General features: G+C 74.1%; 23 protein-coding genes and 1 pseudogene. 16 read left to right on the forward strand and 8 right to left on the reverse strand.

The features are described from left to right. The first annotated feature begins 6 nt into the window (after positions 1 to 6). The 3 genes from JK356_RS06885 (at position 7) to JK356_RS06895 (ending at position 2,798) form a co-directional block, all read left to right on the forward strand. Positions 7 to 900 (forward strand): sugar phosphate isomerase/epimerase, encoded by an 894-nt coding sequence (locus JK356_RS06885; protein WP_201866648.1) that lies wholly within the window; start codon positions 7 to 9, stop codon positions 898 to 900. An 81-nt stretch (positions 901 to 981) separates the two neighbouring features. Then, positions 982 to 2,040 (forward strand): Gfo/Idh/MocA family protein, encoded by a 1,059-nt coding sequence (locus tag JK356_RS06890; protein WP_201866649.1) that lies wholly within the window; start codon positions 982 to 984, stop codon positions 2,038 to 2,040. 20 nt (positions 2,041 to 2,060) lie between these two features. Then, on the forward strand, positions 2,061 to 2,798 hold the full coding sequence (locus JK356_RS06895) for a GntR family transcriptional regulator (protein WP_201866650.1): 738 nt from the start codon (positions 2,061 to 2,063) through the stop codon (positions 2,796 to 2,798). 241 nt (positions 2,799 to 3,039) lie between these two features. Here the strand turns inward: JK356_RS06895 and nhaA are convergent, their stop codons facing one another. The 6 genes and pseudogenes from nhaA to JK356_RS06920 form a co-directional block, all read right to left on the reverse strand. Further along, positions 3,040 to 4,368, reverse strand: a complete 1,329-nt coding sequence (gene nhaA / locus JK356_RS06900) for a Na+/H+ antiporter NhaA (RefSeq protein WP_201866651.1) — start codon at positions 4,366 to 4,368, stop codon at positions 3,040 to 3,042. 331 nt (positions 4,369 to 4,699) lie between these two features. Further along, entirely contained in the window at positions 4,700 to 5,374 is a 675-nt protein-coding gene (locus JK356_RS22315; RefSeq protein WP_307815436.1) for a hypothetical protein, read from the reverse strand. Then, complete coding sequence (locus JK356_RS22320; protein ID WP_307815437.1) at positions 5,362 to 6,051, reverse strand: FAD-dependent oxidoreductase; 690 nt, start codon at positions 6,049 to 6,051, stop codon at positions 5,362 to 5,364. The genes JK356_RS22315 and JK356_RS22320 overlap by 13 nt, the downstream gene beginning before the upstream one ends. After that, positions 6,048 to 6,377, reverse strand: a complete 330-nt coding sequence (locus JK356_RS06910; RefSeq protein ID WP_201866652.1) for a (2Fe-2S)-binding protein — start codon at positions 6,375 to 6,377, stop codon at positions 6,048 to 6,050. Before JK356_RS06910 ends, JK356_RS22320 begins: the two co-directional genes overlap by 4 nt. A 23-nt stretch (positions 6,378 to 6,400) precedes the next feature. Beyond that, positions 6,401 to 7,581: pseudogene (locus tag JK356_RS06915) on the reverse strand (NAD(P)/FAD-dependent oxidoreductase). A gap of 55 nt (positions 7,582 to 7,636) precedes the next feature. After that, positions 7,637 to 8,548 (reverse strand): proline racemase family protein, encoded by a 912-nt coding sequence (locus tag JK356_RS06920; protein WP_201866653.1) that lies wholly within the window; start codon positions 8,546 to 8,548, stop codon positions 7,637 to 7,639. Between the two features lie 378 nt (positions 8,549 to 8,926). On the opposite strand from JK356_RS06920, the gene JK356_RS06925 reads away from it, so the two are divergent. The 3 genes from JK356_RS06925 (at position 8,927) to JK356_RS06935 (ending at position 16,171) form a co-directional block, all read left to right on the forward strand. After that, the gene (locus JK356_RS06925; protein WP_201866654.1) at positions 8,927 to 9,589 is read left to right on the forward strand and encodes a hypothetical protein; all 663 of its coding nucleotides are present in this window, start codon (positions 8,927 to 8,929) and stop codon (positions 9,587 to 9,589) included. A gap of 317 nt (positions 9,590 to 9,906) precedes the next feature. Beyond that, positions 9,907 to 11,463 carry a PQQ-dependent sugar dehydrogenase gene (locus JK356_RS06930; protein WP_201866655.1) on the forward strand — a complete coding sequence of 519 codons (1,557 nt, stop codon included), beginning with the start codon at positions 9,907 to 9,909 and terminating at the stop codon, positions 11,461 to 11,463. 199 nt (positions 11,464 to 11,662) lie between these two features. Next, complete coding sequence (locus JK356_RS06935; protein ID WP_201866656.1) at positions 11,663 to 16,171, forward strand: FtsK/SpoIIIE domain-containing protein; 4,509 nt, start codon at positions 11,663 to 11,665, stop codon at positions 16,169 to 16,171. A gap of 161 nt (positions 16,172 to 16,332) precedes the next feature. On the opposite strand, the gene JK356_RS06940 is transcribed toward JK356_RS06935, so the two are convergent. Further along, positions 16,333 to 16,596, reverse strand: a complete 264-nt coding sequence (locus JK356_RS06940; RefSeq protein ID WP_201866657.1) for a WXG100 family type VII secretion target — start codon at positions 16,594 to 16,596, stop codon at positions 16,333 to 16,335. A gap of 152 nt (positions 16,597 to 16,748) precedes the next feature. Then, on the reverse strand, positions 16,749 to 17,600 hold the full coding sequence (locus JK356_RS06945) for a hypothetical protein (protein ID WP_201866658.1): 852 nt from the start codon (positions 17,598 to 17,600) through the stop codon (positions 16,749 to 16,751). A gap of 146 nt (positions 17,601 to 17,746) precedes the next feature. On the opposite strand from JK356_RS06945, the gene JK356_RS06950 reads away from it, so the two are divergent. The 10 genes from JK356_RS06950 to JK356_RS06995 all read left to right on the forward strand — a co-directional run bounded on the left by JK356_RS06950 (position 17,747) and on the right by JK356_RS06995 (position 25,528). After that, positions 17,747 to 18,574 carry a hypothetical protein gene (locus JK356_RS06950; protein WP_201866659.1) on the forward strand — a complete coding sequence of 276 codons (828 nt, stop codon included), beginning with the start codon at positions 17,747 to 17,749 and terminating at the stop codon, positions 18,572 to 18,574. A gap of 217 nt (positions 18,575 to 18,791) precedes the next feature. Beyond that, positions 18,792 to 19,433, forward strand: coding sequence for a hypothetical protein (locus tag JK356_RS06955; RefSeq protein ID WP_201866660.1), 642 nt, complete (start codon positions 18,792 to 18,794; stop codon positions 19,431 to 19,433). Positions 19,434 to 19,478: 45 nt separating this feature from the next. Further along, a complete protein-coding gene (locus tag JK356_RS06960; RefSeq protein ID WP_236670857.1) occupies positions 19,479 to 20,603 on the forward strand; it encodes a hypothetical protein in 1,125 nt (374 codons plus the stop codon). Continuing rightward, positions 20,600 to 21,907, forward strand: a complete 1,308-nt coding sequence (locus JK356_RS06965; protein ID WP_201866661.1) for a CpaF family protein — start codon at positions 20,600 to 20,602, stop codon at positions 21,905 to 21,907. The genes JK356_RS06960 and JK356_RS06965 overlap by 4 nt, the downstream gene beginning before the upstream one ends. Then, positions 21,907 to 22,884 (forward strand): type II secretion system F family protein, encoded by a 978-nt coding sequence (locus JK356_RS06970; protein ID WP_201866662.1) that lies wholly within the window; start codon positions 21,907 to 21,909, stop codon positions 22,882 to 22,884. The genes JK356_RS06965 and JK356_RS06970 overlap by 1 nt, the downstream gene beginning before the upstream one ends. Further along, positions 22,881 to 23,840: a type II secretion system F family protein gene (locus tag JK356_RS06975; protein WP_307815438.1), complete on the forward strand. Its 960-nt coding sequence runs from the start codon at positions 22,881 to 22,883 to the stop codon at positions 23,838 to 23,840. Before JK356_RS06970 ends, JK356_RS06975 begins: the two co-directional genes overlap by 4 nt. 32 nt (positions 23,841 to 23,872) lie before the next feature. Continuing rightward, positions 23,873 to 24,145: a hypothetical protein gene (locus JK356_RS06980; protein WP_201866663.1), complete on the forward strand. Its 273-nt coding sequence runs from the start codon at positions 23,873 to 23,875 to the stop codon at positions 24,143 to 24,145. Then, positions 24,142 to 24,621 (forward strand): TadE family protein, encoded by a 480-nt coding sequence (locus JK356_RS06985; protein WP_201866664.1) that lies wholly within the window; start codon positions 24,142 to 24,144, stop codon positions 24,619 to 24,621. Before JK356_RS06980 ends, JK356_RS06985 begins: the two co-directional genes overlap by 4 nt. An 8-nt stretch (positions 24,622 to 24,629) precedes the next feature. Further along, a complete protein-coding gene (locus tag JK356_RS06990) occupies positions 24,630 to 25,049 on the forward strand; it encodes a TadE/TadG family type IV pilus assembly protein (protein WP_307815439.1) in 420 nt (139 codons plus the stop codon). After that, positions 25,046 to 25,528 (forward strand): TadE/TadG family type IV pilus assembly protein, encoded by a 483-nt coding sequence (locus JK356_RS06995; RefSeq protein ID WP_201866666.1) that lies wholly within the window; start codon positions 25,046 to 25,048, stop codon positions 25,526 to 25,528. The genes JK356_RS06990 and JK356_RS06995 overlap by 4 nt, the downstream gene beginning before the upstream one ends. Positions 25,529 to 25,552 lie beyond the last annotated feature (24 nt).

Consider the following 25,552-nt stretch of genomic DNA (forward strand, 5'->3'; position numbering starts at 1 on the left):
AGCGACATGACCGGGACCCTCCGCATCGGCTCGGCCCCCGACTCCTGGGGCGTGTGGTTTCCTGACGACCCCGGCCAGGCGCACTGGCGGCAGTTTCTCGACGAGGTCGCCGAGGCCGGGTACGCGTGGATCGAGCTGGGCCCCTACGGCTATCTGCCGACCGACCCGGCCCGCCTCGCCGACGAGCTGGCCGCCCGCGACCTGCGGGTCTCGGCCGGCACCGTCTTCACCGCCCTGCACCGGGGGCCCGCCGTGTGGGAGGAGACCTGGCGCCACGTCAGCCGCGTCGCCGCCCTCGCCCGCGACGTCGGCGCCTCGCACCTGGTCGTCATCCCCGAGTTCTGGCGGGACCCGGTCACCGGCGTGCGGACCGACGAGCCGCGGCTGACCGCGCGGGAGTTCACCGACCTGGCGCGCGGCATGGAACGGCTCGGCCGCCAGGTGCGCGAGGAGTTCGGCCTGCGCGCCGAGATCCACCCGCACGCCGACACCCACATCGACACCGAGGAGAACACCACCCGCTTCCTCGACGCCACGGACGCCTCCGCGGTGGGCCTGTGCCTGGACACCGGGCACTTCGCCTACTGCGGAGGCGACAGCGTCCGTCTCATCGAGACCTACGGCGAGCGCCTCGGCTACCTCCACCTCAAGCAGGTCGATCCCGCCGTGCTCGCCGAGGTCACCGCCGCGGGGCTGCCGTTCGGCCCGGCCGTGCGGCGCGGCGTGATGTGCGAACCGCCGCACGGCCTGCCTGGCCTGCCGCCCGTCCTGGACGCGGCGCGCCGGCTGGACACCGAACTCTTTGCCATCGTCGAGCAGGACATGTACCCCTGTCCTCCGGAGCGACCGCTGCCCATTGCCCGAAGAACCCGCGGCTACCTCGCCTCCCTGGGGGCGTAGCCCGCGTCCCGGCGCCGCCGCGCCCCCCACCGGCACCTTCCCCGACATTGCCCGGCCAGCCCTCCGTCAAGCGAGAACACCATGACGCAGACACCGTCACCGGCATCGTCCCCGGTATCGTCCCCGGTATCGTCCCCGCTCGGCGTCGCCGTCATCGGCACCGGAACCATGGGCGCCGACCACGTCCGCCGCCTCGATGAGGTCATCAGCGGGGCACGCGTCGCCGCGGTCGCCGACCCGGACACGGACCGGGCGGCGGCCCTCACCGAGCACATCGACGGCTGCACCGTCCACGCCGACGCCGAGGCAGCCCTCGACGCCCCCGGCGTCGAGGCCGTGCTGATCGCCTCGCCCGGCCCCGCCCACGAGGCCACGCTGCTCGCCGCGCTCGAGCGCCGCCTGCCCGTCTTCTGCGAGAAGCCGCTCACCCCCGACCCGGAGTCGGCGGCCCGCGTCATGGCGGCCGAGGAGCGCTCCGGCGCGCGCCTGATCCAGGTCGGCTACATGCGCCGCTTCGACGCCGAGTACACCGAGCTGAAGGACCTCCTCGACGGCGGTTCGCTCGGCCGCCCGCTGCTGCTGCACTGCCGCCACCGCAACCTGTCCGTCCACCCGTACTTCACGGACGACATGCTCATCACGGACTCGGTCTCCCACGAGATCGACGCCACCCGCTGGCTGCTCGGCCAGGAGATCGCCGCCGTCACCGTCGTCCGCCCGGCGCCGACATCCCTGGCACCCGAAGGGCTCAGCGACCCGCAGCTCGTCCTGCTGGAGACCACGGGCGGCGCCGTGGCGACCGTCGAGATCTTCGCCACCTCCGGCTTCGGCTACCAGGTGCAGACCGAGGCGGTGTGCGAACGCGGTACCGCGCGCATCGGCGAGGCACACGGCCTGATGACCAACACCGCCGCCGGCTGGGGCGGCCCGATCGCCCGCGACTACCTCACCCGCTTCCGCGACGCCTACGACCGCGAGCTGCGGGCCTGGGTGCGGGCGGCCCGGCGCGGCGGCGCCACCGGCCCCTCCGCCTGGGACGGATACGCGGCGGCCGTCGCCTGCCAGGCGGGCGTCACCGCGCAGCGCACCGGCCAGCGCACTGCGGTCGCGATGATGCCCCGCCCCGCCTTCTACGCCTGAAACTGACCCGGGAGCGCGCCGTGGACGTCGAGTTCCGCATCGACCGGACGAGCCCGGTACCGCTGTACTTCCAGCTCTCCCAGCAGCTCCAGGCCGCCATCGAGCGCGGCGACCTGGAACCCGGCACGCTCCTGGGCAACGAGATCGACCTCGCCGCCCGCCTCGGCCTGTCGCGGCCCACCGTCCGGCAGGCGATCCAGGCGCTGGTCGACAAGGGCCTGCTGGTGCGCCGCCGGGGCGTGGGCACGCAGGTCGTGCACACCCAGGTGCGGCGCCCGCTCGGCCTCAGCAGCCTCTACGAGGACCTCCAGGCGGCCGGGCAGCGCCCCGCCACCCGGGTGCTGGGCATCGGGCTGGTGCCCGCCCCGGCCGAGGCCGCCGCCGCGCTCGGCGTCCCCGAGGGCGCCGAGGTCCGCTACCTCGAACGGCTGCGCCTCACCCACGGCGAGCCGCTCGCCCACATGCGCAACTACCTGCCGGCCGCGCTGCTCGACCCCGGCTGGGAGGACCTGGAGAAGGGCGGCCTGTACCAGCTGCTGCGCGCGGCGGGCGTCACGCTGCACAGCGCCCGCCAGTCACTCGGCGCCCGCGCCGCCAGCGACGAGGAGGCGCGGCTGCTCGACGAGCCGCCCGGCGCGCCGCTGCTGACGATGGAGCGCACCGCCTTCGACGACACCGGCGCCGCCGTCGAGTACGGCACCCACGTCTACCGCGCCTCCCGCTACACCTTCGACATGCGCCTGCTCGTCCGCCCGTAGCCCGCCGCTAGCCGGCCGCTCCGGGGTACCGCTCGTCGTCCCACCGCCACGACGCCGTGCCGTCGCTGCCGTCGTCAGGTACGGCTGGGTCGGCCGTCATGACGGCGGCCCCTGACAGTGAGTTCCGGTCGCCATGGTCGCCGTCGTCGCCGTGGCTGACGGCTTGGACAGCACCAACGGCACCGACGGCACCGGCGGCATGGACGGCGTGACCGTGACGCGGTGGCGCGCGGGCCTCACGTCACGGTGCCGGCGCCCCGTCGTCCCCGGCCCGTTCGCCGTCCCCGGCCGCCGGGGCGGCGTTCCGGCGGCGGTGGTGGCGGCCCCGGAGAGCGAGCAGGGCGCTGCCGCACACGGCCGACAGCAGGGAGCCGGTGAGCACGGCGACCTTCACGTGCTCCTCCATGGCGGGCCAGTCGGCGAACGACAGCTCCGTGATCAGCAGCGACACGGTGAAGCCGATCCCGGCCAGCATGGCGCCCGCCGCCAGGTCGGGCCAGCCGAGCGACGGGCTCAGCTCGGCCCGGGTGAAGCGGGCCGCCAGCCACGTGGCGCCGAAGACGCCGATCAGCTTCCCGGCGAAGAGGCCGAGCGCTACGCCCAGCGCCTCCGGTTCGCCGGCCATGTCCGCGAAGGTGCCGCCCGAGACCTCGACCCCGGCCGCGAACAGCGCGAAGACCGGCACCGCGATCCCCGCCGAGTACGGGTGCACCAGGTGTTCGATCCGCTCGGCCGGCGACTCCTTCTCGTACGGGCCGGGAACCGAGCGCAGCAGCATGCCGATGGCGACGCCCGCGATCGTGGCGTGGATGCCGCTGTTGTACATCAGCACCCAGATCGCCACGGACAGCGGCATGTAGAGGTACCAGCCGTGCACGTTCCGCCGGTGCAGCAGGTAGAAGAGCAGCAGCCCGGCCAGCGCGCCCGCCAGGGCCCACAGGTTGAGCGTGGAGGTGAAGAAGACCGCGATGACGATGATCGCGATCAGGTCGTCGACGATGGCCAGCGTCAGCAGGAACGTCCGCAGCGCCGACGGCATGTGCCGCCCGGCGACCGCCAGGACGCCGAGGGCGAAGGCGATGTCCGTGGCCATCGGCACCGCCCAGCCGTCCAGCGAGCCGCCGCTGAAGCCGGCGACCGCCGTGTACACCAGCGCCGGGGTAACCATGCCGCCGACCGCCGCCACCACCGGCAGCAGCGCGGCGGCGGGGCGGCGCAGCTCGCCGACGACCAGCTCACGCTTGAGTTCGATGCCCGCGATGAAGAAGAAGACGGCGAGCAGCCCGTCCGAGGCCCAGTGCCCCACCGACAGCTCCAGGCCGAGCGCCGGGATGTCCAGGTGGTGGTCGCGCAGCGAGGTGTAGGCGTCACCGAGCGGTGAGTTCACCCAGATCAGGGCGATCATCGCCGCGACCAGCAGCATCAGCCCGCCGGAGACCTCCAGGCGCAGGAAGTCGGCGACGGACCGGCGGTCGCGCGCCGCGTCGGCGTTCGGGTCGCGGTCGGCGCGGGGCGGCACGGCGGAGGGCGTCGTCACGGGCGGCCTTTCGTCAGCGAGCGGTGAGCCCATAGGGGCTCCTGTCCTGCCGACCAGACTTCCCGGCGCACCACGGCGCGCATCCTTCACGTCTGCGCGCCGCTCTGACACCGTACCCCGACCGGACGCGCCTCTCACCTGTCCGCTCGTCAGATCCGCTCGCGCCCGTCCGCGCTGCTCACGGCAGGAACGCGGCAGCGGAACGCCCACCCGGGCCCCTGCCGCGGGACGCCGCCGCGGCCGTGCGCCGCGTCACTCTTCCCGCGCCCGATCCGGCTGATCTGGCTGGCCCGGCTCGTCGTCAGCCGCCAGCTCGCCCAGCGTCACCGGCGCGGCCAGCGGCCGTTTCGCCAGATCCCGCAGGTCACCGGCGGTGACGCCCCGGCCGGCGTGCCGCGCCAGCAGCGCGGCGGTGGCGTAGCCGCAGATCCGGCCCTGGCACCAGCCCATGCCGGGCCGCACCAGTGTCTTGACGGTCGGCGTCGCCGGCGCCCAGCTCCTGACACGCCGCGGTGACCTCGCCGGCCGTCACCTCCTCGCAGCGGCACAGCACGGTGCCGGGCGTCAGCCACCGCGGCCACGCGGGCGGCACCGGGTGTGCCCGGTGCATGGCCGCCGCGAACGCCCGGGCGCGGGCCAGCCGGGCGCCGAGCCGCCGGACGCGCCGCCGCGGCACCGGCAGCCCCTGGTCGGCGGCCACCGCGAGCCCGGCCAGCTCACCCTCGGCGACCGCCTTGGCCGCGCCGCCGACGCCGGCCGCCTCCCCCGCCACGTACACGCCGGGCACGCTGGCGCGGCCCACCCGGTCGACGGCCGCCACGAGCGAGCCGTCCGCGCCGAGGCGAGTGGCGGCGCCGAGCGCCAGCACCAGCTCGACCGAGGGCGTGAACCCCCAGCCCAGGGCGACCAGACCGGCCGCCACGCGCCGGCCGGAACCGGGCACGACGCGGCCCGCGCCATCGACCCGGGCCAGCGTGACGGCCCGCGCCGCCTGCGTGCCGTGCACCCGGGCCACGACCGTGCGGGTCAGATACGGCACGCGGTGGCGCAGCAGCGCGGCGGCGTACCCGGCGGCCTCGGCGGTCTTGCCGGGCAGGGCCAGGGCGCCGAGCGGCCGGCGCAGCCACCCGGCCGGGCCCCCGCCTCGCAGACCGCGGCGACCCGGGCGCCGGCCGCGGCCAGCCCGGCCGCCACCGCCAGCAGGAACGGCCCGGTGCCGGCGACCACCGCGCGCTGGCCGGCGAGCGTGCCGTGGCCCTTCAGCAGCGCCTGCGCCCCGCCGGCCGCCATCACGCCGGGCAGGGTCCAGCCGGGCACCGGCAGCTGCCGGTCGTAACCGCCGGGGCAGAGCACCACGGCCCGCGCCGCCAGCGCCCGCCCCGGGCCGCCGCCGTGCGCGGGCGTCAGCCGGAGCGTGAACGGCGCCTGGCCGCCGCCGTGCCCAGCCGTCCACACCTGCGCGCCGGGCAGGTACGTGGTGCGCCCGGCGGCCACCTGTGCCTGGAGCCGGTCGCGGAGGCGGGTGAAGGTCCGCCAGCCGGGGTGGCCGGTGCCGTCGCTTCCCGCGGCGTGCCGCCAGAACTGGCCGCCGGGCCGTTCCGCCGCGTCCACCAGCGCCACCCGCAGTCCGGCGTCCGCCGCGGTGACGGCGGCGGCCAGGCCGGCGGGGCCCGCCCCGACGACGGCGGCGTCATACCTGCCGGAGGCGGCGCTCATGACAGCGGGGGCGGCTCGCTGCGCAGCTCCATGCCCGCGCGGGCGGGCACCACGCAGGCGCGCTCACCGGGGCGGCCGTCCACCATGATCAGGCAGTCGTAGCAGACACCGATACCGCAGAACAGGCCGCGCGGGCGGCCGCCGCGGCGGGTGGTGCGCCAGGACGTGATGCCGTGCGCCACCAGCACCGCCCCCACGCTCTGCCCGGGGCGGGCCGGCACGGGCGCGCCGTCGAAGCTCATCTCGAAGCTCGGCCCGGGCGGCGCCCCGTGCGGTGCTCCGGGAGGTACCGCACCGGCGCCGTATGCGCCGTCAGGGAAGGTCATCACGCGCTCCTCGCTGGGGTCGGTCACAACGGTCCGGGGCCGGCGGCGGGGTGGCCGTCGCCGAAGCGGGCGGGGGTGAACGGCGCCAGGTCCAGCTCCGGCGCGGCGCCGGTGAGCGCCTGGGCGAGCAGCAGGCCCGTGCCCGCCGCCAGCCCGATGCCCGCGCCCTCGTGGCCGGCCGCGTGCCGCAGGCCCGGCGCCCTGGGGCCGGGCCCGATCACCGGCAGGTGGTCGGGGCAGTAGGGACGGAAGCCGCAGTAGGCGCGCAGCGCGCGCACACGTTCCAGCGCCGGGAACAGCGCCACCGCGCCCCGCGTGAGCGCCCGCAGCGCGGGCACCGACAGCGTGGCGTCGAAACCGACCCGCTCCCGCGTGGAGCCGATCAGCACGGTGCCCGCCCGGGTGGACTCCACGGGCGAGGACGCGAGCGCGGCGCTGTCGCTGGCCACGTCCCCGACGTACTCGGCGGCGTACACCTTGTGCCGCACCGTCCCGGCGGGCAGCGGCTCGGTGACCAGCACGAAGCCGCGGCGCGGCGCCACCGGCAGCCGCACCCCGGCCCGCGCCGCCACCTCGCCGGCCCACGGGCCCGCGGCGTTCAGCACCGCGCCCGCCGGCACCCGGCCGCGGGTCGTGCGCACCCCCGTCACGCGGGCGCCGTCGCGCAGCACGCCGGTGACCTCGGTGCCCGTCTCGACCCGCGCGCCCGCCCGGCGGGCCAGCCGCAGCAGGTGGGCGGTGGCCAGCACCGGCTGCACCTGCGCGTCCTGCGGGTAGTACACCCCGCCGCCAGCCCGGGCGCCAGGTGCGGCTCGCAGCTGCGCAGGTCCTCACCGGGCACGTCGACGGCCTCGACGCCGCAGGCGCGCTGCCGCCGCGCCAGGGCGGCGAGCCGGGCGGCGCTGGCGGCGCTGGCCGCGACGGTCAGGCCGCCCTCCGGCTCGTACTCCCACCGCTCAGCGTGCGTGCCGAGGTCCTCGCGCCACACCCGCTGGGACAGCAGCGCCAGCTGAAGCTCGGGGCCGGGCTCTTTGTCGGAGACCAGCAGGTTTCCCTCGCCGCGGCCGGACGTGCCGCCCGCGACCGGGCCGCGGTCCAGCACGGTCACGCGCAGCCCGGCGCGCGCCGCGAAGTACGCGGCGGCCGCGCCGACGATGCCCGCGCCGACGACGGCGAGATCGGGGTAGCCGGCCGCCGGTGTCATCCGCGCCCCGCCGCCGCGCCCGCGCACTCCCCATGGCTGGGCGTCTCGGTGGTGGTCACAGCAGGAATCCTGCCGGGAAGGGATCGGTGGGGTCGAGGTGGTACTGCGCGGTGCCCGTCACCCAGGCCCGCCCGGTGATCGCCGGCAGCACGGCCGGCACGCCGCCGACGGCCGTCTCGCCGAGCAGCCGGCCGGTGAAGCGGCTGCCGATGAACGACTCGTTCACGAATTCCCGCTGGAGCGGCAGCAGGCCGCGGGCGTGCAGCTGCGCCATGCGGGCGGAGGTGCCGGTGCCGCACGGCGAGCGGTCGAACCAGCCGGGGTGGATGACCATGGCGTGCCGCGAGTGGGCGGCCGTGGAGCCGGGCGCCTCCAGGTAGACGTGGTGGCAGCCGGTGATGTCCGGCCGCTCGGGATGGCGCGGCGGCCGCTGCTCGTTGATGGCCCGCATCACCGCCAGCCCGGCGGCGAGCAGCTCGTTCGCCGCGGCCCGGTTGAAGGGCAGGCCGAGGCGCTCCAGCGGGACGATGGCGTAGAAGTTGCCGCCGAAGGCCATGTCGTAGGTGACCTCGCCGAAGCCCGGCACCTCGACCCGCTCGTCCAGCGCGGTGGTGAACGACGGCACGTTGCGGATGGTCACCGAGCGGGCGGCCCCGTCCTGAACGGCCACCTCGGCGGTGACGAGCCCGGCCGGCACGTCCAGCCGGAGGGTGGTGACCGGCTCGGTCACCTCGACCATGCCGGTCTCCACCAGGACGGTGGCGACCCCGATGGCGCCGCTCATGGCGGAGTGCCCGCGCGGCTCGTACATCAGCAGGGTGCGGATGTCGTCGCGGTGCGCCGCGAACCACTGCCGCCGCTCGGCCATCGTCGCGCCGGGGATGGTGCCGACGCCCCCGGTGATGACGCGGGTCGGCATGCCCTCGGTGTGGCTCTCCACCGCGTGGAAGACGCGTGTGGAACGCATCGGCCTCCTCATCGTGCGGGGCTCGTCGTGACAGGCGCGGGCTCCGGTCAGCGGCGGCCCGCGGTGCGCACGGCCGCGGGCAGCTGCCGGCGTCCATGGACAGCTTGGCGGACGGAACGGCCCCAGCGCAGCAGCGGGGGCGGGTCACGGCAGCGGAGGAGTGCCGGGGCGACGCTGCTCATTGCCTGCTCATCGCCTGCTCATCGGCTGCTCGTTGCCTGCTCATCGGCTGCTCATCTCGCCCGCGTCACCGCCGGACACGCTTGCGTATTTACGCCAGGTTTCCCGGCAGCGGCAGCTTTTCGCCGGGGAGCCCGCGTCCGTGCGCATAGGCTCACGCCTCACGACTTCACAGGGTTTTTTCGCAAGGGGGAAAAGATGTTCCATCGCAAGACCGGCTGGCTGCGCGCTGTTGTGCCCGCGGCGGTTGTGGCCATGGCGCTGACGGGCTGCAACTCGGACGACTCCTCGGACGAGGACACCGGCGCCGCGCAGACCGAGGGGCAGACCGGGCAGGACGAGCAGGACGAGCAGGACAGCGGGCAGGACGAGGACCCGGCCGGCGACACGGAGCCGGGCGGTTCCCAGGAGCTGGCGCTGGGCGAGACCAGCGAGCCCCTCCCCTACGAGGACGGCGACGCCACCGCCAACCTGGCGGTCACGCTGGACAGCGTGGAGGTCGGCAACCACGCCGACCTGGAGGGCACCGGCCTGTCCGCCGAGGACATCGAGGGCAAGCGGCCCGCGTTCGTCACGCTCACCGTCGAGCACACCGGGGGCGACCTGCTGGAGTTCACCGACCCCTCACTGGAGGCGGACCTCTTCGACGCGGAGGGCCTGCCGGGCACGTTCATCATCGGCGGCGGCTCGCTGGAGGGCCTGCCCGGCGGCTGCCCCGAGGGCTCGGGCGACTCGGTGGACATCGCCGAAGGCGACCAGGCGACGTTCTGCCGTACCTGGCTCCTCCCCGAGAACACCGACCCCGGGCGGGTGGTCTACACCGCCGCGGACGACTCCGAGGTGGTCTGGTCGGTCGGCTGATCCCGGCCGGCACCAGCTGCCGCGCGGCACGGGCCGCGCCCGCTGACGGGCGCGGCCCCGCGGGTGCCGGCTCCCGGCTCTCCCCGGCGTGACGCCCGAAGTATCTGATGCAGCGTCAGCAAACATGTCATGAACGCGATCTAGCGGGAGGGCCCGGGAGCCGGTACGGTCCCGACGGCGCGCAGCGGCACGGAACCTGACCGATTCCGTCCCGAAGTCTTGTCGTTGGTGGAGCAGTTGTGACCGGATCCGGTGGGTCGAGGTGACCGGTGCGCGCCGCGCACCGAGGAATGCCCCCTCGCCCTTAGGGAGCCGACATGCCACGACGACGCTGGGCCGCCCCGCTGCTGCTCGCCTTGTCCCTGCCCCTGCTCACCCCCCTGGCCGCCTCGGGAGCCACCAGCACCCCCAGCGCCTCCCATGCTTCGGACGCCTCCGGCGCGCCGCGCGCCGCCACCGCCGCCGTGCCGCTGGAAGAGGTCACCGCCACCACCACCCAGGTCGCCTCCGGGCTGCGGCGGCCCACGGCCATCGCCGCGCCCGACGACGGCACCGGCCGGCTGTTCATCACCGAGAAGCCGGGCTGGATCCGGGTCTACCACCCCGACACCGGCCTCGCCGAGGACCCGCTCGCCGACCTCACCGGCATCGTCGACGAGTCGGGCAACGAACGCGGCCTCCTCGGCCTCGCGCTCGCCCCCGACTTCGCCGAGAGCCAGGAGCTGTACCTGGCCTACACCGCGCTGCCCGACGGCGCGGTCACCCTCTCCCGCTACGACCTCGGCGACGGCAGCAACGAGGTCCTGCTGGACCAGGAACACGCCGAGTACAGCAACCACAACGGCGGCCAGCTCGCCTTCGGGCCCGACGGCTACCTGTACTGGAGCATCGGCGACGGCGGCGGCTCCGGCGACCCGTTCGGCAGCGGGCAGCGCCTGGACACCCTGCTGGGCAAGATCCTGCGGATCGACGTCAGCCGCAGCTGCGGCGACCTGCCGTACTGCATCCCCGAGGACAACCCGTTCGCCGGCGCCGAGGACGCCCGCGGCGAGATCTGGATGTACGGGCTGCGCAACCCCTGGCGCTTCTCCTTCGACGAGGCCGACGGCTCGATCTGGATCGGCGACGTCGGACAGGGCGCCTGGGAGGAGATCAACCACCTCAGCCCCGCCGAGCAGCCCGGCGCCAACCTCGGCTGGTCGTGCTACGAAGGGCTCGCCGTCCTCAACGAGGACCAGTGCTCGTCCGGCGAGCAGTACACCCAGCCGGACTTCACGTACTCCCCGTACACCGGCGGCTGCTCCGTCATCGGCGGGCGCGTCTACCGCGGCGAGGTGTTCGCCGGCCTGGTCGGCGGCACCTACATCGCCACCGACTACTGCTCCTCCACCGTCTGGGCGCTGCGCGAGGACGGCGAGGGCGGCTACCTGACGGCCGAGATCGGCGAGATGCCCACGCAGGTCACCGCGTTCGGGGAGACCGCCCAGGGCGAGTTCTACGTCGTCAACGACCTGCCCGGCGGCCTGCACCGGGTCACGTTCGAGCCCGCCGAGCCGGTCTGCCAGGTCGCCTACCAGACCGAGAGCTGGGGCGACGGCTTGACCGTGGACCTGACGGTCACCAACACCGGCACCGAGCCCATCGACGGCTGGTCGCTCGTCTTCCCGCTGCCGTTCGGGCAGCAGATCATCTCCGACTGGGACACCGACCTGACCCAGGTCGGCGACATCGTCACCGCCGCCAGCAGTGACGGCAACGCCACGATCGCGCCCGGGGCCAGCGTGACGCTCGGCTACCTCGCCGAGCACTCCGGCGACCCGGCGCCGCCGGGCCGCTTCGCCCTCAACGGCCAGACCTGCGCCGTCGTCCGGTAACGCCGGCCGGCGCGCCCGCGCCTCCCCGGGGCCGGCCCGGGGAGGCGCGGCCTTCTGCCCGGACCGCCGCGTTCCCCGCCACCAGCGCGTTCCAGCCCGAAACCAAGCTGGTAACAGGGACGTCCAGGCTGGATGACGGTGGTGACAACCCGCCGGTAGGCTCGCTGGTGCACGTTGGTACACGGGGAGGAAATCGACCATGCAGGTCCTGCTCACGGTGGTCCGCAAGGGACAGGAACCGCAGGATGTCGTGGTCACCGTCGAAGAGAACACCACGGTCGCCGACCTCGCCCGGGAGCTTGGCGGCCCGCACGTACCGGCCGCCCAGGGCGGCGGCTTCGGGCCTCCCGTGGCCCAGGGCCAGCTGGCTCCCGCGCTCGCCAAAGCCTGGCAGCCCCAGGGGCAGCCGGCGGTCGTGCAGAGCCCCTACGCCCCCCAGGCTCCCGCGCCCTCGCTGTGGCTCGACGGCTGGCGCGCCGACCCCGCCGCGCCCGTCGCGCCGCTGCTCCGTGACGGCATGCGCGTGTCCACCGACGATGAACTCGGCCCGCTGCTGCGCAGCGCCGAGCCGACCGGGCAGCTCGAACTGCGCGTCGTCGGCGGCCCGGCGGCCGGCCGCGTGGCCCGCCTGTCGGTGGGCGCCGCGACCGTCGGCTCGGGCGCCACCTGCTCCGTACCGCTGGCCGCCGACACCACCCTGCCGGACGTGGCGCTGCGCATCGGCATCGACGTGCAGGGCACCGCCAAGGTCACGCCCGCGCCGGGCCTGCCGGCGTACCTCAACGACGAACCCGTGACCGAGCGTCAGGTCTGGCCGCTGGGCGCCATGATGGCCATCGGCGAGTCCCTGCTGGTGCTCGACCGGCCCACCGAGCCCGACGCGCACCTCGCACCCACCGGCGAGGGCGGCCTGGCCTACAACCGGCCGCCGCGGCTGCTGCCCGTCCACCAGCGGCCCCGGCTGTTCCTGCCGTCGGAGCCCACCCGCGCCGACTCCGCCCGGCTCAACATCATCACGTCGCTCGTCCCGATGGCCTTCGGGCTGACGATGTACTTCGTCATGGACAGCGTCTACATGCTGCTGTTCTGCCTGATGAGCCCGCTGATGATGCTGGCCAGCTACCTCAACGAGACCCGCTACCGGGGCAAGAAGTACAAGAAGTCGGCGAAGCAGTACCGCGAGGAGCTGATCCAGTACGGCCAGGCGCTGAACGCGTACGTCCGTGAGGACCAGCGCATCCGCCGCGAGGCGTCCCCCGACCCGGCCGAGATCCTGCTGTTCGCCACCGGCCCCCGGCGGCGCCTGTGGGAGCGGCGGCTGACCGACCCCGACGTGATGCACCTGCGCGTCGGCGTGGCCCCGCAGCGCGCCGACATCGAGATCGTCACCGTGGCGGCACAGGGCAAGGCCCGTTACGAGCCGCCCGAGCCGCCGCACGCGCCCAACCTGCCGGTGCCGCTGGCATTCCCGGAGATCGGCGTCGTCGGCGTGGCCGGCCAGCGCGAGCGCGCCCTGGCCACCGCCCGCTGGCTCACCGTCCAGGCCGCCACACTCCACAGCCCCCGCGACCTGTCGCTCGTCGTCCTCTCCTCCGTGCAGGACGCGCCCTCCACCTGGGGCTGGGCGCACTGGCTGCCGCACACCACCCCGCAGCAGGGCCAGCCGTGCATCTCCCTGGTGGCCTCCGAGCCCGAGCCCATCGGCCGCCGCGTCAACGAGCTGCTCAACGAGCTCAACCGCCGCAAGGAACTGGCCAAGCCCGGCTTCAACGCCCCCGCGCTGCGGCCTGAGCCGTTCATCCTCGTCATCCTCGACGGTGCCCGGCTGCTGCGCCGCATGCCCGGCGTGCCGCAGCTGCTCCAGGAAGGCCCGGCCCACGGCATCCTGGCGCTGTGCATCGATGAGGACGAGCGGCTGCTGCCCGAGGAGTGCAAGGCCGTCGTGTCCTGGTCGCCGCATTCCGACAGCCGCGTGATGCTGCGCGGCTCCGGCCTGGAGACGATCGGCGAGGTGCTCGCCGACCAGGTCGCCCAGTCGTGGTGCGAGCGGATAGCCCGCTCCCTGGCGCCGGTCCGCGACGTCAGCCGGGACGACGCCGACGCGGCGATCCCCACCTCCGCCCGGCTGCTGAACCTGCTGTCCATGCCGAACCCCACCGGCGCGGACATCGAACGGATCTGGCGCGCGGGCGGCCAGACCACGGCCGCCCCCATCGGCGTCACCGCCGAGGGCACGTTCGTCCTGGACATCAAGCGCGACGGCCCGCACGCCCTGGTCGCGGGCACCACCGGCGCCGGCAAGTCCGAGCTGCTGCAAACGATCATCGCCTCGCTGGCGGTCGCCAACCACCCGGACGCCCTCAACTTCGTCCTCATCGACTACAAGGGCGGCAGCGCCTTCCAGGACTGCGCCAACCTGCCGCACACCGTCGGCATGGTCAGCGACCTCGACGCCCACCTGACGGAACGGGCCCTCGCCTCGCTCGCCGCCGAGCTGCACCGCCGCGAGGAGATCCTGTTCCGCACCGGCAACAAGGACATCGAGGACTACAACGACACCCGCAAGCTCCGGCCCGAGCTGGAGCCCATGCCCCGGCTGATGATCGTCATCGACGAGTTCGCCTCCCTCGTGGCCGAACTCCCCGACTTCATCGCCGGACTGGTCGACATCGCCCGCCGGGGCCGCTCCCTCGGCGTGCACCTCATCCTCGCCACCCAGCGCCCCGCGGGCGTGGTCAGCGCCGACATCCGCGCCAACACCAACCTCCGCATCGCGCTGCGCGTCACCGACGCCAGCGAGTCGATGGACGTCATCGACGCCCCCGACTCCGGCGCCATCGCCAAGTCCACGCCCGGCCGCTGCTTCGTCCGCTCCGGCGCCCAGTCACTGGTGGGCGTGCAGTCCGCCCGCATCGGCGGCCGCCGCCCGCGGCAGGACAACAGCGGGCCCACCATCGAGCTGATCCCGCTCACCTGGAGCTCCTACGCCCGCCCGCTGCCGCGCCGCCAGGAGGCCGAGGACGACGGCACGATGGTCACCGACCTCGCCGTGCTCGTCGAGGCCATCCGCGACGGCGCCGCCCGCATGGGCTTCGGCGAGCCGCACAGCCCGTGGCTGCCGCCGCTGCCGGACAAGGTCCAGCTCAGCGAGCTGCCCCCGCCGCCGCCGGACGCGGGCTCGGCCGGCGACGTGCCGCCGCTGGCGTTCGGCGTCACCGACATGCCGTCGGAGCAGGCCCGGGTGCCGCTCTCCCTCGACCTGGTGCGCGGCGACCACATGATGATCGTCGGCGGCCCGCGCGCCGGGCGGTCCACCGCCCTGCGCACGCTCGCGGGCGCCATCGCCAGCAGCACCTCGCCGTCCGATGTGCACCTGTACGCCATCGACTGCGGCTCCAATGCGATGCTGCCGCTGGTCGGACTGCCCCACACCGGCGCCGTCGTCACCCGCGAGCAGCCGGACCGGGTGCGCCGGCTCATCGACCGGCTGCGCGCCGAGATATCCCGCCGCCAGCAGCTGCTGGCCGAGCGCGGCGCCGCCAGCGCGGCCGAGCAGCGGGCCACCGCGCCGCCCGAGGAGCGGCTGCCGTGGATGGTGCTGCTGCTCGACGCCTGGGAGGGCTACGTCTCCGCGTTCGAGAAGTACAACTACGGGCAGCTGCTCGACAGCATCCAGCAGATCTTCCGCGAGGGCTCGGCCGTCGGGCTCAAGGCGGTGGTCTCCTCGGACCGCCGGGGCATGACCGGCTCGATGTCCTCGACGTTCCCCGACAAGCTGATCCTGCGCCTGGCCGACCCCAACGACTACTCCGCCGCCGGCTTCCGGCCGCGCGACGTGCCCAGCGACATGCCGCCCGGGCGCGCGCTCCAGCTCGCCAACGAGGGCGTCCGCGAAAGCCAGCTCGCGCTGCTCGCCGAGGACGGCTCCGGGCAGGCGCAGGTCGCCGCGCTCCAGGAGATCGGCCGCCGCGCCCGCGAGACCTGGCCGGAGCCGCGCGGCGCGCAGCGCCCGATGCGCGTCGACGCGCTGCCCACCCGCATCACGCTCCAGGAGGCGTGGGCGCTCGACCCCGGCTTCCAGCCGCCGTCCCCGCTGTGGGCGATGCTGGGCGTCGGCGGTGACGAGCTGCACCCGATCGGGGTGGACCTGGAGGAGATGGGCCCCGGCTTCGTCATCGCCGGCCCGCCCAAGTCCGGCCGCTCCACCACGCTCGGCGGCGTGGCGCACGGCCTGCTCCGCGCCGGCGTGCCGATCGTCCTGATCACGCCGCGCCGCTCGCCGCTGCGGAAGATGGGCGAACTGGACGGCGTGCTCGCCGTGCTGGGCTCCGACACCAGCAAGAACCAGCTGCTGGAGACGCTCGAGCCGGTCAAGGACCGCCAGTACGCGGTGCTCGTGGACGACGCGGAACTGCTCTACGACGGGCCGCTCGACAAGCCGCTGGAAGAGATCATCAAGACCGGCATGGACGGCGAGCACGCCCTGATCGCCGCCGGGACGCTGGACTCGCTGGCGTCCCAGTACCGCGGGTTCGTGGCCACGGCCCGCAAGTCCCGCAACGGCCTGGTGCTGCGGCCGCGGTCCCCGGGCGAGGGTGAGCTCTTCGGCGTGCGGCTGCCCGCCAACACCGGCAGCGGCCCGGTCGGCAGCGGGGTCCTTATCACCGGCGGCACACTGACGCCCATTCAGTCCGCCATGCTCGATTAGCCGCGCGCCATGTGCCCCGGTTCCGCCGGCAAGTCAGGCGGAACCGGGGCTCGCCAATTGCCGTCACCGGACGGCGATTACGACAACGGCGAAGGGCCCTGGCGCGATAACGCGGCCAGGGCCCTTCGCCTGATGTTTCCCGATCCCCCGAGAACCGGGAATCAGGTGGCCTGCTCGATGTTGTCGGCGTTCGTGTTGGCGCTTTCCTTGGCCTGGCGGAGCGCGTCGACGAACGACTGGAAGGTCGGCTTGACCTCCTGGAACTCCGAGCGGAACTGATCGGCCTTGGGACCCTTCCAGAAGTCGGTGCTCTCGTCGCACAGCGTCGACAGAGCGTCGATGATCTGCTCCTGGAGGTTGTCGGCCTTCTCACCGAAAGTGGTGGCAAGGTCCCGTAGCCTCTGAAGATCTGCACCGCGGTCCACGGTTTTTCCTCCCCATATCGACGTGCTCAGATGGGCCTTTCGCCATCCGCTCCTGCACGCTACCGCACGGCATATCCGTCATGGAACCGCCGGTACCCCGCTGTGACAGTGCTGTGCAACTCCGGCGGGCAGAGCGGACAAACGGGATAGTGTCAGGCGGCCCGGTCACGGATCTCGTCGCGATTCGGCAACAGCTCGCCGATCATCTTCCAGACCCGCTTCACGGGGACCTGCACCAGCTCCAGCTTGGTCTCGGGTGTGATCTGCCCCTCCACGATCGGCTCCGCGGGCGACTTGCGCTCCCAGTAGCCGAGCCGGCCGCAGTCCCACACCGCGAAGCTGTTGACCCCCCGGCCCGGCTTGCCGTCGAGCTGGGTGGGCCACGCCGCCGTCATCCGCCAGTTGGCCCGTAGGTTGCCGACCAGGTCGGCGAAGACCGCGCGCTGCGCCGGGTCCATCGCCGGGGCGGACTCGGCCAGCACCCGGCGCGCCGTCTCCCGCGCGGCGTCCGGCTTCTGCTGCTCCTCGGCCGGCAGCTCGCCCAGCGCGGCGAGCACGGCGTCGAGCGCCCCCATCGTGCTGGTCACCGCCAGCACCTCGGGCCGCGCCTCGGCGACCGCCCGCTGCCGCAGGCTCACCAGGCGCGCCAGCTCGAACACGACGGTCGCCGGCTCGATCCGCGCGTACTCCGACTCGCCGGTGCCCGGCCACTCCTCGTGGGAGAACGCCGCGTTGTCGCTGACGATGACGCCGTGGGTCTGGATGCCCTGCGGCCCGGTCGCCTCGATGAGGATCTGGATGACGGGCGCGGACAGGGTGTTGGCGAGGTCCGCGAGCACCGGTGAGATCTCGCCCTGCTCGCTCACCAGGCCGATGCTGGTGAGTTCCTCGCGGGCGGGCGCGAGGTCCTCGCTGACCGGCTCGCCGTCGTACAGCGCACCGAGCACGCTCAGGTGCGCGTGGGAAAGGCGGAATCGTTCGCGTGAGAGGTCATAGGAGGGCATCGCACTCAACTTCCTGGTGTGTGGCCGCAGTGATATCGACGCGTTTGGTTCGCCTTGGACGATAGTCCCTGACTCGGAAGGGGGGACGCGGCTGCGGCTAAGTTGGATGCGCACCACGCGTGTGCGGCGAGTACCAGGAGGACCGGATGGAGATCGGCAGACGGCTGCGGGGGATCGGCACCTCGGCCCGGGCGCTGGCGCAGCGCGGCGCCGACGCGGGCCGCTCGGGCGCGGCCGCCTCGCGGGACTGGGTCGCGGAGACGCTCCGCACCATGCCGGGGCCGGACGCGCCCGCCACCGAGCCCTGGGAGTTCTCCCTCGGTCTGCTCATCGCCTCCCATCCGCGCGTGCCCTCCGCGCTCGCCGGGCCGCTGGCCGCGCTCGACGGGCTCGGCTGCGTGCGCGTGAGCCCTGAGGGAGCCGGTTTCGACGGCGACGACGTGCCCTGGGAAAAGGTCGTGCGCGTCCAGCTGCACCACGGTCTCACCACGCTCGCCGGCCAGTCCATCGACGCGGAATTCGAGCGGATTCGCAAGGCGCTGCCGCCGCTTCCGGGAAGGAAATGGGTGGTGCGCAAAGCGGCTTCGGGGCTGAAGGCGGCCCTGGAACACGTGGCGGAGCATGCCGAGCGGCTGCCGTGGGAGACCTCCGGGGCGTCCCCGGACGGCACGGACGCCGGCACGGGCACCGGCCTGGAGATCGCCTCGGAGATTGTCTGCCGCGGCCGTTTCGGCAAGGAAAAGACCCTGCACACGTGCATGTACACCACGGCCTTCCTCGCGATGCGGCCGGACGTCACCCGGTCCCTGGTCGCTACGGCCCGCGCGGCGGGCGTGACCGTGGTGCCGGCGCCGCGGCGGCCCAGTGACGAGTCGGCCCGCGCCAGCGTCGCGGAACTGCGCAAGGAAGCCCGGGCGCGGGTGGCGGAAGATGACCAGGACGAGGACCAGGAAGGCGTTCCCGGGGGCCTTTGAGGTTTGCACAGGCGTGATGACCTGGCCGTTGTAGGGCTGCTGACGCGGCTGATACCGTTCCAGCGACTTGGCTAAGTAATCAGATCGCTTCTTTGCGCGAAGCGTGCGCGCTCACTGGCGAAGTCCCAGCGGGGAACTCGGTGATAGCGGGGTTGGTGGCATGAGGACAGAGGACCGGGTATCTGCGGCTGCGAAGAAGCCGGCCGCGGTCGGGCCCATGGCAGGAGACCGCCTTCCCTCCCCTCCCCGCGAGCGCAAGCCGGCGCTCGCCGCGCTCGCCGCCCTCCTCGTGCTGGCGGGGGCGCTCGGTGCGGCCATGCTCGTGTTGCGGGCGGGCGACCGGGTCGAGGCGATCCAGCTCACCGAGCGTGTGCCGGCGGGACAGCCCATCCCCGAGGACGCCATGCGGACGGTCATGGTCGCCGAGGAGCCGGGCGTGGACTACGTGCTGTGGAGCCAGCGCGACATCATGGAGCGGCAGGGACTGGTGGCCTCCACCGACCTCGTCGAGGGCACCGTCCTCGTCGGGCCGATGCTCTCCGAGGACGACGGTCTCGGCCAGGACCAGGTCATCGTCGGCCTCGCGCTCCAGCCCGGCCAGTACCCGCCCGGCCTCCAGGCCGGCGACACCGTCGATGCCTACTGGGTCGGCAACGCCTCCTCCGGTGACGCACCGGAGGGGAGCACGCCCGAGGAACTGATCGCGGACAACGCCCGCGTCGCCGAGATCAACGGCGAGGCCGACGGCACCAGCGCCCTGTCGCTGCGGCTGCGGGTGGACGCCGACGACGCGGTGGCGCTCGCCCGCCCGGCGTCCGACGGCGAGGTGGCCGTCGTCATCGTGCCCGCTTCCGACTGACGATCTCTTCCGATCCCTCGACGATCCCTAAGGGGCAGACTTGTCATGGCGCTGATCGCACTGGCCGCGGACAAGGGGGCGCCCGGTGTCACCACCACCGCCGTCGCCCTGGCCGCGCTGTGGCCGCGCCGCGCACTGCTCGCCGAGGCCGATCCGGCCGGCGGCGACCTCGTCTACCGCGCCACGGGCGCCGACGGCCGCCCGCTGGACCCCGCCACCGGGATACTCTCGCTCGCCGCGACGGCCCGCCGCGGCATCGCCGCCGAGCAGCTGTGGGACCACGCCCAGCGCCTGTCGGGGGGCCTGGACGTCCTCGTGGGCCTGGCCACGTCCGAGCAGGCGGCCGGCCTGTCGGGCCAGTGGGGCGCGCTGGGCAAGGCGTTCGCGGAGCTGGCGCAGTCGCCCCACCAGGAGGCGGCGGCGGACGTCATCGCCGACCTCGGCCGGCTTGAGGCCCAGTCGCCGGCGCTCGCCCTGCTGCCGCACGCCGCGCTGCTGCTGCTGGTGACCCGCACCCAGCCCGAGAACATCGCGCACGTCCGCGACCGTGCCGCCGCCCTGCACGCCCGGCTGCACGGCCAGCAGCGCGGCGCCGCCACGCTGGCGCAGCCGCAGCTGGGGGTCGTGCTGGTGGCCGATCCGCAGCGCGGCTCGCGGATCGCCGCGCAGATCAACGAGATGCTCATCGCCGCCCGCACCGGTGCTCGCGTCGTCGGTCTGATCGCCGATGATCCCGCCGGGGCCGAGCAGCTGGCCGGGCGGCGCCGCGGCAGGCTCGACAAGTCGCTGCTGATCCGCTCCGCCCGGCAGGTCGTCGCCGATGTGCACCAGACCTACCGCGGCGAGCTGAGCGGCTCCGGCGGCGGCCACGCCGAGGGCGGACGCCCGCCCGCCCCGCAGCCGCAGGCCGCGCCGGGCCAGCCGGCGCCCGCGCCGCCGCCCGCACCGGGCTACGGGCAGGGCGGGTACGACCAGCCCGCCTACGGGCCGGGCGGGTACGGCCAGCCGGGCGGGCCGCCGCAGCCGCAGGCACAGCCGGCACCCCAGCCGGCACCCCAGTCGGCACCGCAGCCGGCACCGCAGTCATCGCCGCAGCAGCACGCGCAGCCCCACGCGCCCGGTCCCCAGGGCTGGCAGCCGGGCGCCGGACCCCCGGGAGCGACGCCGTGACCGAGGTCAACCACCAGCTCGTCAAGCGTTTCCGCCAGGAGGCGGGCGACCGTATCGCCGAGCAGCGCCGCATCGACCAGGCCAGCGGCGTGCGCCCGATGACCCCCGAGGACGAGCGGCAGTACGCCCGCGCCGTCATCGCGCAGGTGCTGGAGGAGTACGCCCGCGCCGAGATCACCGAGGGCCGCGCCCCGCTGGACGCCCAGTCCGAGGAGGCGTACGCCGCGGCGGTGCACGCCGCGCTGTTCGGCGTCGGCCGCCTCCAGCCGCTGCTGGACGACCCCGAGATCGAGAACATCGACATCAACGGCTGCGACCAGGTGTTCATCGGCTACGCCGACGGCCGCGAGGTGCGCGGCGAGCCAGTCGCCGACACCGACGAGGAGCTGATCGAGCTCATCCAGGTCCTCGGCGCCTACTCCGGCCTGTCGTCCCGGCCGTTCGACACCGCCAACCCGCAGCTGGACCTGCGGCTGCCCGACGGCTCCCGGCTGTCGGCCGTCATGGACGTCACCAAGCGGCCCGCGCTGTCGATCCGCCGCGCCCGGCTCGGCAAGGTGTTCCTCGCCGACCTCGTCGGCAACGGCACCCTCACCCCGGAGATAGGCAGCTTCCTGGCCGCCGCCGTCCGCGCCCGCAAGAACATCATGATCGCCGGGGCCACCAACGCCGGGAAGACGACGCTGCTGCGCGCCCTGGCCAACGAGATCCCGCCCGAGGAACGCCTCATCACCGTCGAGCGCGCCCTCGAACTGGGTCTGGACCAGTTCCCCGACCTCCACCCGAACGTCGTGGCCTTCGAGGAGCGGCTGCCCAACTCCGAAGGCCAGGGCGCCATCAGCATGGCCGAACTGGTCCGCCGCTCGCTGCGCATGAACCCCTCCCGCGTCATCGTCGGGGAGGTGCTCGGCGACGAGATCGTCACCATGCTCAACGCCATGACCCAGGGCAACGACGGCTCGCTGTCGACGATCCACGCCAACAGCTCCCAGGAGGTGTTCAACCGCATCTCCACCTACGCGCTCCAGGCCGCCGAGCGGCTGCCCATCGAGGCCAGCCAGATGCTCATCGCGGGCGCCCTGAACTTCGTCGTCTTCATCGAGCGGCGCAACACCTACGCCCAGGGCGGCGGCCTGCGGCGCTTCGTCAGCTCCATCCGCGAGGTCAACGGCGTGGACGGCCGCGTCCTGTCCAGCGAGGTGTTCGCCGAGGGCCCCGACGGCCAGGTCCGCCCCAGCGCCGCCATCAGCTGCGCCCGGGAGCTCGCGGCCTACGGCTACCGGGGCTCCTGGGAGGTGACCTGATGACCGGCCTGACCGGCTCCGGGCTGTTCTCGCTGACGACCGCCGCCGCGCTGCTGTGCGGCGTGGCGGTCGGCGGCGGCCTGGCCCTGTTCATCGCCGCGGTCCGTGGCTTCCCGTCCCGGACCAGCGAGGAGCGGGCCAGGGCGCAGCGCCGCACCGCGGAGCTGGCGTCATTCCTCGGGCGGCGCACCACCTACGCCTCGCTCGCCGCGCTGGCCGTGCTGCTGCTGACCCGCTGGCCGGTGGCGGCTCTGGCGGCGGCGCTGCTGGCGTTCGCCTGGAACCAGCTGTTCGGCGGGGCGGCCGAGGAGCGGGCCAGCATCCGCCGCGTCGAGGCGCTCGCGAGCTGGACGGAGTCGCTGCGCGACACCATCGCCGGCGCCGTCGGGCTGGAACAGGCCATCCCGGCCTCGGCCCGCGCCGCCGCCCCGGCGCTGCGCGAGCCGCTCGCCAACCTGGTGGACCGGCTCCGGGCGCGCACGCCGCTGCCCGACGCGCTGGAGGAGTTCGCCGACGAGCTGAACGACTCCTCGGCCGACATGATCATCGCCGCGCTCATCCTGAACGCGCGGCTGCGCGGCCCGGGGCTGCGCGAGGTGCTGGGCGCGCTGGCGAAGTCGGCGCGCGAGGAAGTGGACATGCGGCAGCGGGTGTTCGCGCAGCGCGCCTCCACCCGCCGCAGCGTGCAGATCGTCGTCGGCGTCAGCGTCGCGTTCCCGCTGGGCCTGGCCATCTTCAACCCGGGTTTCGTCGAGCCGTTCGGCGACCCGCTGGGGCAGGCCGTGCTGGCCATCGTCTGCGGCCTGTTCGGCCTGGGGTTCTGGTGGATGCGGCGCCTGGCGAAGATCGAGGTGCCCGAGCGCTTCATGACGCGGGGTGAGCCGGAGACGGCGCTGCGCCCGCGCGAGGAGGCGGCCGGGGCGCAGCGGCCGCTGCGCCTGGGCACGCTGCCCGGCCAGGAAAGGGGGTCCCGGTGAGGGACAGCGAACTCACTCTGGCGGTGCTCGCCGGGGCGGTCTGCGGACTCGGGGTGTACGCGCTGATCCGCGCGCTGCTGCCGTCCCGCCGCAGCCCTGTGTCCACGGTTGCCCGCATCGACGCGCTGCGCGCGCGGGGCGGCGGCCCGGGGCCGGCGTTCGGCACCCACCCGCTGCGCGCCAGCGAGAGCGGCGGGAAGAGCGGCGCGCTGCGCGAGCTGCAAACCCGCATCGGCGAGCGGCTGGCGGAGATCTACCTGCAACGCGGCTGGGAGCAGCGCTCGCTCCGCGCCGACCTGGCGCTGCTGGACCGCAGCTGGGAGAGCTTCCTGGCGACGAAGGTGGTGCTGGCCGGGGTGGGGGTGTTCTTCGGCCCGTTCCTGTTCGCCGCCGCGTGGGCCGCGGGTTTCAGCACCAGCCCGGTGATCCCGGTGTGGCTGGCGCTGGCGTGCGCGGCGCTGTTCTTCTTCCTGCCGGACGTGGAGGTGCGGCGGGACGCCAAGGCGAAGCGGCGGGATTTCCGCCGCGTGGTGGGCGCCTACCTGGACCTGGTGGCCATGAGCCTGGCGGGCGGCCGGGGGCTGCCCGAGGCGCTGAAGGCCGCCGCCGAGGTCAGCGACGGCTGGGCGCTGCGCCGCATCAGGACGGCGCTGGCGGACGCCCGGATCACGGGTCTCACGCAGTGGCAGGCGCTCGGCAGGCTCGGCGATGAGGTCGGCGTGGAGGAGCTCCGCGACCTGTCCACCTCGCTGGCGCTGGTCGCCGACGACGGAGCCAAAGTGCGTGCCTCGCTCTCGGCGCGGGCGGAGACGATGCGCCACCGTGAACTCGCGGAGATCGAGGGAAGCGCGGGGGAGAAGTCCCAGTCCATGCTCATCGCGCAGCTGCTGCTGTGCGTGGGATTCCTCATCTTCTTGATCTATCCGGCCGGCATGCGTGTCTTTGAAGGCGGCTGACGGCTGGCACCACAAACGGGAGAGGAAACAACATGTTCCACACGTTCCGGAAGGCGGCGCCGCCCAGACTCCGCCATCCCGCGACGGACTTCCTGGTCACCTTCCTCAAGGCCCGCGTGGAGCGGGCCCGTTCCGCCGGCACGGACCGGGGCGCCTCGGCCATCGAGTGGGTCGTCATCGCGGCGGTCGTCGTCGGCATCGTGGCCGCCGTGGCCGTCGTGATCTCGCAGGCGCTGGAGGACCGGGCGGACTCGGTCGGTGACTGCATCTCGGGCATCGACGGCGGGTCGGACTGCAACCCGTGACGCGGACAGTGGCCGGGTTCCTGCGCCGCCGGCTCAGCCAGGGGGCTGACCGGGGCGGGGCCGTGCTGCGCGCGGGCGGGAGCGACCGGGGCGCCAGCGCCATCGAGTTCGTCTTCCTCACCCCGCTGCTGTTCCTCATGATCTTCGGCGCGGTGCAGTTCGCGATGTACTCCTTCGGCGAGAGCGTCGCCAAGGCGGCTGCCCAGGCCGGGGCGCGGACCGCCCGGGCCCAGGCGGACGCCGACCCGGCGGGCTGGAGCGGCGCCGCGGAGCAGAAGGCGTACGACTACATCGACCAGCTGGGGCGCGGGCTGTTCGAGACGCGTCCGGACGTCGACTCGGCGCGGCTGGGAGACAACACCGTGCGCGTGGAGGTCACCGCCCGGGTTCCGTCGATCCTGCCGTGGCTCGATCTGACGGTGCGGGCGTCCTCCGAGGGCCCGGTGGAACGTTTCGTGCCCGACGACGGGGGGTGACCGGCGGGGTGTTCCGACGGGAGCGCTGGCGCGGGGACCGCGGCCTGTCCACGGTGGAGATCGTGATCATCGCGCCGCTGATCCTGCTGTTCATCCTGGTGCTGGTGTCGTTCGGCCAGCACGTGTCGGGCCGCAGTGCGGTCTACGGCGCCGCCCGCGACGCCGCGCGCGCCGGGTCGCTGGAGCGCTCGACCGCGGCCGCGATGCGCGAGGCCAGGGCGGTCGTCGACGACCAGCTGCGCAACGTGTGCGTCGACGGCACGGTCAGCGTGCGCCGCACCAGCGGCGGCGGGCACGCCCCGGGCACGCTCTTCAGCGTCGAGGTGTCCTGCCAGGTGCGCGGGCTGGACCTGATGGGCTTCGGCCTGACAACGACGATGAGCGGCGAGTCGAGTTCGCCGATCGATCCGTACCGGAGGTCGGGATGACAACCGCCAGGCGCACCGCCCGGCCGCGTGCCCGCTGGCGAGCCCGGCTGCGGGGGGCCGCGGCGGACCGCGGCTCGGGAGCGATCGCCGTGGTGTTCTTCGCGCTCGTCGTCCTCGGGCTCGCCGCGTTCGTCGTGGACGGCGGCCTGGCGATCTCGCAGCGCGAGCGCGCCATGGACATCGCCGAACAGGCCGCCCGGTACGCCGCCCAGGACCTCGACGAGGCGGCCCTGCGCGAGGGCCAGCGCCCGGCCCCCATCAACTTCGGCAACTGCGAGAACCGCATCGCCGAGTACGCTGAGTCGGTCGGGATGAGCGCGGACGACATCGCCGCCTCCTACTGCGACGACGCGGGCACGGCCGTCAACCAGGTCACGGTCAGGATCCGGCTGACCTACCGGCCGGTCTTCTCCGGCATCCTCTTCTCCGAACCCCTACAGGTCTGGGGCGAGGCCACGGCCGAAGCCCAGACCGGCTGACACCGGCCCGCGGCCGGGCAGTTC

Origin of the sequence: Streptomyces sp. 7-21, assembly GCF_016741785.1 — a bacterium.
In the GTDB taxonomy this organism is placed as follows: domain Bacteria; phylum Actinomycetota; class Actinomycetes; order Streptomycetales; family Streptomycetaceae; genus Streptomyces.

Bases quoted from the DNA above. Each gene is read 5' to 3' on its own strand.
- JK356_RS06970 (WP_201866662.1), top strand. From the start codon at position 21,907: ATGACCGGCCTGACCGGCTCCGGGCTGTTCTCGCTGACGACCGCCGCC.
- JK356_RS06910 (WP_201866652.1), bottom strand. From the start codon at position 6,377: ATGACCTTCCCTGACGGCGCATACGGCGCCGGTGCGGTACCTCCCGGA.
- JK356_RS06950 (WP_201866659.1), top strand. From the start codon at position 17,747: ATGGAGATCGGCAGACGGCTGCGGGGGATCGGCACCTCGGCCCGGGCG.
- JK356_RS06945 (WP_201866658.1), bottom strand. From the start codon at position 17,600: ATGCCCTCCTATGACCTCTCACGCGAACGATTCCGCCTTTCCCACGCG.
- JK356_RS06885 (WP_201866648.1), top strand. From the start codon at position 7: ATGACCGGGACCCTCCGCATCGGCTCGGCCCCCGACTCCTGGGGCGTG.
- nhaA (WP_201866651.1), bottom strand. From the start codon at position 4,368: ATGGGCTCACCGCTCGCTGACGAAAGGCCGCCCGTGACGACGCCCTCC.
- JK356_RS22320 (WP_307815437.1), bottom strand. From the start codon at position 6,051: ATGAGCGCCGCCTCCGGCAGGTATGACGCCGCCGTCGTCGGGGCGGGC.
- JK356_RS06925 (WP_201866654.1), top strand. From the start codon at position 8,927: ATGTTCCATCGCAAGACCGGCTGGCTGCGCGCTGTTGTGCCCGCGGCG.
- JK356_RS06995 (WP_201866666.1), top strand. From the start codon at position 25,046: ATGACAACCGCCAGGCGCACCGCCCGGCCGCGTGCCCGCTGGCGAGCC.
- JK356_RS06980 (WP_201866663.1), top strand. From the start codon at position 23,873: ATGTTCCACACGTTCCGGAAGGCGGCGCCGCCCAGACTCCGCCATCCC.
- JK356_RS06960 (WP_236670857.1), top strand. From the start codon at position 19,479: ATGGCGCTGATCGCACTGGCCGCGGACAAGGGGGCGCCCGGTGTCACC.
- JK356_RS06920 (WP_201866653.1), bottom strand. From the start codon at position 8,548: ATGCGTTCCACACGCGTCTTCCACGCGGTGGAGAGCCACACCGAGGGC.
- JK356_RS06890 (WP_201866649.1), top strand. From the start codon at position 982: ATGACGCAGACACCGTCACCGGCATCGTCCCCGGTATCGTCCCCGGTA.
- JK356_RS06930 (WP_201866655.1), top strand. From the start codon at position 9,907: ATGCCACGACGACGCTGGGCCGCCCCGCTGCTGCTCGCCTTGTCCCTG.
- JK356_RS06955 (WP_201866660.1), top strand. From the start codon at position 18,792: ATGGCAGGAGACCGCCTTCCCTCCCCTCCCCGCGAGCGCAAGCCGGCG.
- JK356_RS06935 (WP_201866656.1), top strand. From the start codon at position 11,663: ATGCAGGTCCTGCTCACGGTGGTCCGCAAGGGACAGGAACCGCAGGAT.